This is a genomic window from Xanthomarina gelatinilytica (genome assembly GCF_000348685.1).
GTDB classification, from domain to species: Bacteria; Bacteroidota; Bacteroidia; order Flavobacteriales; family Flavobacteriaceae; genus Xanthomarina; species Xanthomarina gelatinilytica.
The window spans coordinates 1-6,890 of sequence record NZ_ANLA01000011.1 but is presented as its reverse complement, the minus strand read 5'-3'; the positions used below and the strand labels follow the sequence as shown (position 1 = coordinate 6,890).

The window sequence follows — 6,890 nt, the reverse complement described above, 5'->3', positions numbered from 1 at the left end:
TTTGCTATCTTCGTTTTACGGCGGAAAATCCTCGCGGATTTCCCGCAACGAGCCATACACAAAACCGTTGTACACAATTCAAAAAAACAGAAAATGTCAGTAATATCTTCAAAAACTCTATTTCACTTCACAAATTCTGCTGAAAAAATTATTAATATCTTAAAAAACGGATTTGCGCCTAGGTTTTGTTTAGAACAATTAGGGTACGATTTATTCTTTGATACGGATAACAAAAAAGAAACAGCTGTACCGATGACTTGCTTTTGCGACTTACCATTATCAATGGTAGACAAACATCTCGAGTTTTACGGTTCTTATGGGATTGGTTTATCGAAAAAATGGGGTAAAAAACACGGATTGACACCTTTAAATTATATTCACGAAAATTCAACTCAACTAAATTATTTAAAACAATTAGTAAAATTCATTACAAAATTTGATGAAGAGATAAAACATTTGCCCACGGAAGAAGATCCATACTTTGCTTTATTTGAGTTAGCCGGTTTTTACAAGCCATATACTGGACAAATGTGGCGAATTAATAAATATGTAGAAAAAAGATTTTACGATGAACGAGAGTGGCGATACGTCCCGCTGTTAAGTACCGACGATGGAAGTGATTACAGATTATCAAAAGAAGAATTTCTTAATGAAATTAAGCGTGCTTCTGCGAATGACTCTTTGGCGAAAAACTTCCCTTTAACTTTTCAATGTGAGGACGTTAAATATATTATTGTGAAAAAAGAAAGTGAGATGATTGCTCTATTCGATGCATTAGATTTAATGACTGAAAACTTCACAGAAAATGAAATTAAAATACTCAAGACAAAAATAGTTTCCACAGAACAAATTTTACAAGATTTTTAGGCAAGAACTGTGTACAACAAAGCATAACCGCAATTACGGCGGATTCGACTACGTCCGAATCCACTCGGAATTGCTAACGTCAGTGCTAAACCGAAAAACTTCGTATATTTATCCGTAACTGACGGTTATACGAGACCGTTAGCCACAATTAAACCCGAGAACTAACCGAATGACAACTTTCCCAGTATCAAATTCGACTTTATCAGAAAAAGAATTAGGTGATTTCATTAAAGATAAATACAATTTAAGCGAAAGTTTTGAATGTAAATTATTCAGAACTGGATTGAATCACACTTATTTCATTACAAATACAAAAAGAAAATTTGTTATCAGAGTTTACTCTCATAATTGGAGAACAAAAACTGAAATTCAAGAAGAATTATTATTACTCGAATTACTCAAAAAAAACAAACTTTCCGTTTCATATCCAATTTCTGACAAAGAAGACAACCAAATTCAAGAAATAAATGCACCCGAAGGAATTCGCTATGTTGTTCTCTTCTCTTTCGCAAAAGGAGAAAAAATGAGATTTATGAACAATGACACCTGTTCTGAAATTGGCTCACTTATGGCTAGCATTCATAATATTACAGCTAACAAGTCAATTAATAGAACTGATTATAATTCTGAGTTACTTTTAAAAAAGTCCTATAAACAACTGGCTCATTTTTTTGCAGAGAATTTGACCGAAATGAGGTATCTTAAAGAACTTAACTATAAAATTTCAGAGACCTTTGAGAAAATTAATCCATTAAATTTTCAAAAAGGGATTGTTCATCTTGACATTTGGTATGATAATTTGAGTGTTAAGGACAACAAAGAAATTACAATTTTTGACTTTGACAATTGTGGAAATGGATTATTGATTTTTGACATTGGTTACTTTTGCAAACAATTATTTTTCATAGAATCTGACAAGGAAAAATATGAATCAAAAGTTGAAAGCTTTCTAAATGGTTATCGAGAAATAAGAGAACTTACAGACGAAGAAATTGAATTAATTCCAGAAGCTGGAGCTTCAATCTTTGCTTTTTATCTTGGGGTACAAGCACAAAGGTTTGATTGGTCAAATATTTTTCTAACCGAAAACTATCTAAAAATGTTTGTCGGAAGAATAAAATCTTGGATGGAATATTATAAAAACAAAAAAATAACTGTGGCTAACAATGGCTATAAGTAATTGCTTGTTCTCGCCTACTTCTGAAAATCCACAAGGATTTTCAGTTTGGTGTGTACTTGTAAAGTTAAGTGCTAAACCACGCAACTACTCATAGCCGAGACCGTTGTGGTTAATTTGAAAATGAACAGTCTTCTAAAACAAATATCAGAGAAAGCAATTGAGTTAGCTGATTTTGAGTTTACTCAAGAACAGACTGAAAATAAATGGTTGGGAACTAAACCAGCATCTGAAACTGAAATAAAACTGACCGAAAAAAGACTTGGAATTGAATTTCCAGCTGACTTTAAAGAATTCTTGTCTTTAACAAACGGATTTTCTGCACCAAATGATATAGAGCCGACTTTTGAGCCAACTGACAATATTGACTATTTAAAAAACGTTGATAGCCACATAATCGAAGCTTACAGCATTGATGGAATTGAAAATATAGGAAAGGAACTGGAAAAAAGTATCCTTGTTGGCGGAATAAATGAAGAGCAATACTTTTTATTAATCCCATCTGACTTGAAAAGAGAAAAATGGAAATACTGGAAGTTTGCAAATTGGTATCCTGGAGAAGAAGAACACGAAAATTTGGAAAGTTATTTTAATGACGTATTAGAATTTATAAATGAACAACTTGAAACGGAATAAAAAACTAACCACAACAATGTATAACCGCAATTACGGCGGATTCGACTACGTCCGAATCCACTCGGAATTGCTAACGTCTGTGCTAAACCGAAAAATTTGCGTACTTTAACCCGTAACTGACGGTTATACTAGACCGTTACCTGCAAGCTGAAAAACGATGCTAACATACATTATAATTGGAATTGTGATTTTAGGTTTGATTTTTATAATAAAATCTAACAAACCGAACCCGAAACCGAAATCTGAAATTAATAAAAAACCTGATGATTATATTCCGACTTCAGAACTGATTAGAAGAACTGAAGAACGAATTGCCTCTTCAAAAGCGCTACTTGCGGAAATTAGAGCGAATGAAGGAAATGAAACAATACTTGAGAATATAGAATCGGAAACTGGAACTGGAATTTACGAAGAATACGAGGTAACAGGAGTTCACATTGCAAGTAGAAAAAATTATATCCTAAACTATTGTTCGGAATATGACGAGTTGGAATTAAAACACGAAAAAAATAATAAATTCTCGGATAGAGCAATCGTAGTGAAACACGACGGAAAAAAAATTGGATATATTGCGGAATATGACGTTGAAGAAGTTCACGGAATTATCAAAAATCCATTTAAATCACATATTGCGGAAATTGAATACGATGGTTCATATTTAACTGTCCGAATTGGATTAGAAAATTAGAACTGAAATAAAAGCCAGCAGGTAACACCGTATATAATTTATTGCTAGTTCTAGCCTACTTACGAAAATCCTAGCGGATTTTCTATTCGGTTTTTATTTGCTAAATTACGTGCTAAACCACGCAACAAACCATATACAAACACGTTGTGCTTCATTGTGACCAGAAGTAAAGCTACATGATTTTAAACATAATGAAATTTAAACACATAAGTGAACTGAAATATTATATCAAATAATACACATATACTATGAGTAGTTTTACAGATAAAATGATTGAAGATGGGTTTGACAACCCTGAAGATTACATGAGATATCTTGAAAATTTGAGCTTTGAAGAATATTTTAATTATCAAGATTTAGATATTGAAGAAAAAGACATCCATTCAGATGATGATTATAAAATTGAATATACAAGTGAAGAAAAATCATATGAATTTTTTATTCTACCAAAAGATAAAGAATGGAATAAGCTTATTATCAAGAATATTGGTTCTTTAATTATTCCAAAAAGATTTGATAAAAAGTATTGTAAAGTTAATGAATACAGCTTAGGGTTTTACACCTATAATTTTTACGAATATCATGAGGCATCATTGATTATTTTTCTTAGAGATATAAATATAACTGAGCGAGAAAACTTCAAAAAAATACTTTTGGATGATAAAAAAGCTTTCCATGAGGCAAATGAATACTATAAAAATGCGCTTTTTAAGCATGATTCAAATAATTGGAAATGCTCATGGGATAAAATAGAAATCAGTGAAATAAATGGCAAAAAATGTTTAATACAATCTTATAGCATATTTGAAGGAAGAGTTGGAACTCTTTATAAACGAAATTGTTATACTTTCTTTTTTGAGAATTACCAAATAGAAATTTATACAAGATATGCACCTACTAGAAGCAGAATGAATAAATTTGATTGGAAAAATAAATTTAAAACGACAATGAATAGTTTTAAGTTTAGTGATAAATTAATATAGTTTCACATCTAATAACTATTTCATTAGAATAGATAAACAACGAAAGCACAACAATGTATAACCGCAATTACGGCGGATTCGACTACGTCCGAATCCACTCGGAATTGCTAACGTCAGTGCTTAACCGAAAATTAGTAACTTTAATCCCGTAACTGACGGTTATACGAGACCGTTGTAAACAATTTAAAATGATTGACCAAAAAACATACGACCAATCTGAAAAAATATCATCTATAATTCAAGAATATGAATTTAGCCGATATGAAAAACTAATTCAAATAACAAGACACATATTGACTATTACTTTTGGACTTATAAGCGTATTGGTAGCTTTTAAACCTGAGAACAGTCAGAATCATCAATTATTATTTGCGGTGGTATTGCTATCTCTAAGTCTTTCCTGTCTATTAGGGCTTGTATTCTTGCATCACGTAATTGACGAACATAATCAGACCTTAACATTTTATAAGGAAAAACGAGCAGACGTCGTGAACGGGGATTTGAAAGATTATGAAACATTTTCCTTAAAGAAAAAATGGCACTACGAATACGCGAAATACGGATTCTATTGTCTTTCAATAACATCTTTAATTCTTTTGACTGCCTACGGGATTCTGAATTAAACATCAACTAAAATTTTTAAAAATAAACAACTAATATGACAAATGAAATAATTGAATTTATATCTTCTTCCGAAATGACACCAAGCAAAAACGGATTTGTTCACGATTTCAATATATCTACGTCAAAAACAGAAATAACATCATCAAAAGAAAAAAGCTTCCTTGTTTCTGATTTTGAAAGTGCCGTTAAAACATTAAAAGAAATACCTTTAATAGATAACGGAATGGATATAGAAAAGAACGTTCAACAGAATCTAAAACAAAATTCTATCTCTGAACAAGAACCTTTTTGGTTAGTAGTTTCTGTAAAAGACATTCAACCGAATCTCTAATATGCTTTTTTTTAGGACAATCAACATCGTTTTCCGCAACAGACGAGGACAATTTATATAGTTTATTTATAATATCGTTTTCTTCATCTGAAAGATGTTTAGAATTACCTACTAAAAGCATACTATAATAACCTGACATAATAAAAACTGTTTACAACAATGGCTATAATTAATTGCTACTCTATGCAACACCTTAATTACTGTTTCTTTACATCAGCTATTTTTAATATGAAAAGTAAGTTTTTACTTTTACGCAACTAATCATAGCCTAAGCCGTTAGCCACAATACGAAAAAAACGAACAGGCTAACCAAATTCTTCAATTAGTTTTTCAAGATAATCGGAAATGACTTTTGACTTATCCACTTGAATTTTTTTGCCAAGTTCTCTTCTCGGACAGTTTTCATTGTATTTTGCACCCCAATCCATAATTTCAATGACAATCGGAAGTAAGTCAATACCTTTTTTAGTTAGACTATAAACAAATTTTGACTTGTTATCAGGCGATACGCTTTTGGAAAGAATATTCTCGGACTCAAGAATATTCAATCGATTGACCAGAATATTTGTCGCAATTTTTTCTTCCGATTTTAAAAATTCGCTGTAAGACAACTTTCCACGGAGCATTATATCTCTGATTATCAACAAAGACCATTTATCACCAAAAACGTCCAATGAACAACTGATTGGACAGTCCGACCTATTTTTTTTCATTCCACAAAAATAATAAAGCACTTGCAATTTACAATACCTTTTGTACATTTGCAGAACTTGCAAAATGCAATAACTTAAATTAAAGATTTGAAAAATGACAAATTCTACGACTACAAAAGAGCTATTGGAAACCTATTACAAAGGCTTTGCAAAAAAGCAAGGTTGGGAATCCGTAATCTCGGACGATTTTGAATTCAGAGCCGACAATATGGAAAAGGACGATATAAACAAAGGAAAAGAAACCTATGTTAACATTATCGCTCGCTTTTCGAGGCTTTACCAAAACGTACGAATAAAAAGAATGATAATTGATGGCAACAATGCAAGTGTTATTGCCAATTACGACTACATTTTCCCAAATGGAAAGCATATCTCTGGAGATGTTGCTGAATTTTGGACTGCAAAGCACGGTAAACTGACTTCACTGCATATCTATTTCGATACGCTTACGTTTGACAAAAACACACCGAAAAAATAATGGCATACAGCGAAAACATTGCTCAAAGAATTAGAAATTCACTCGAACATTTGGCTAATGTTGAGGAAAAAAAAATGTTCGGCAGTTTGGCTTTTATGGTCAACGGGAAAATGTGTTTGACTGCTGGACCAAAAAGAATGATGTGCCGAATTGACCCTAAATTGCACGAACAAGAAGTCAAAAAAATAGGATGTTCAACTGTTGTGATGAGAGGACGGAATTACAAAGGTTACATACACGTCCAAGAAGAAAACTTGAAACAAGAAAATGACTTTGAACATTGGATTGAACTTGCATTGGACTTTAACGAACAACTGACCTCGAAAGGAAAATAAAAAGTACTGTGGCTAACAAAGTACTGTGGTAAAAAACAAGTAAAAACCCATTAACTTT

At 31.9% G+C, this 6,890-nt stretch carries 9 protein-coding genes; 8 read left to right on the top strand and 1 reads right to left on the bottom strand.

Annotated elements, in window-relative coordinates; translation table 11 throughout:
- From D778_RS07935 to D778_RS07905, 6 genes are all read left to right on the top strand, one after another.
- On the top strand, positions 1–867 hold an 867-nt coding region (locus tag D778_RS07935; RefSeq protein WP_238307626.1), incomplete at its 5' end, for an abortive infection system antitoxin AbiGi family protein.
- 169 nt (positions 868–1,036) lie between these two features.
- The gene (locus tag D778_RS07930) at positions 1,037–2,047 is read left to right on the top strand and encodes a phosphotransferase (protein WP_007649477.1); all 1,011 of its coding nucleotides are present in this window, start codon (positions 1,037–1,039) and stop codon (positions 2,045–2,047) included.
- Positions 2,048–2,167: 120 nt separating this feature from the next.
- Entirely contained in the window at positions 2,168–2,680 is a 513-nt protein-coding gene (locus D778_RS07925; RefSeq protein WP_040491869.1) for an SMI1/KNR4 family protein, read from the top strand.
- A gap of 157 nt (positions 2,681–2,837) precedes the next feature.
- Positions 2,838–3,368 carry a hypothetical protein gene (locus D778_RS07920; protein ID WP_007649474.1) on the top strand — a complete coding sequence of 177 codons (531 nt, stop codon included), beginning with the start codon at positions 2,838–2,840 and terminating at the stop codon, positions 3,366–3,368.
- A gap of 248 nt (positions 3,369–3,616) precedes the next feature.
- A complete protein-coding gene (locus D778_RS07915; RefSeq protein WP_155949920.1) occupies positions 3,617–4,351 on the top strand; it encodes a hypothetical protein in 735 nt (244 codons plus the stop codon).
- A gap of 658 nt (positions 4,352–5,009) precedes the next feature.
- Positions 5,010–5,306, top strand: a complete 297-nt coding sequence (locus tag D778_RS07905; protein WP_007649470.1) for a hypothetical protein — start codon at positions 5,010–5,012, stop codon at positions 5,304–5,306.
- 305 nt (positions 5,307–5,611) lie between these two features.
- On the opposite strand, the gene D778_RS07900 is transcribed toward D778_RS07905, so the two are convergent.
- Complete coding sequence (locus tag D778_RS07900; RefSeq protein WP_040491865.1) at positions 5,612–6,019, bottom strand: winged helix-turn-helix transcriptional regulator; 408 nt, start codon at positions 6,017–6,019, stop codon at positions 5,612–5,614.
- A 94-nt stretch (positions 6,020–6,113) separates the two neighbouring features.
- Here D778_RS07900 and D778_RS07895 point away from each other — a divergent pair, with 94 nt between their 5' ends.
- Together D778_RS07895 and D778_RS07890 are read left to right on the top strand one after the other, a co-directional pair.
- Positions 6,114–6,497 (top strand): nuclear transport factor 2 family protein, encoded by a 384-nt coding sequence (locus D778_RS07895; RefSeq protein WP_065230328.1) that lies wholly within the window; start codon positions 6,114–6,116, stop codon positions 6,495–6,497.
- Complete coding sequence (locus tag D778_RS07890; RefSeq protein ID WP_040491863.1) at positions 6,497–6,832, top strand: TfoX/Sxy family protein; 336 nt, start codon at positions 6,497–6,499, stop codon at positions 6,830–6,832. Before D778_RS07895 ends, D778_RS07890 begins: the two co-directional genes overlap by 1 nt.
- Positions 6,833–6,890 lie beyond the last annotated feature (58 nt).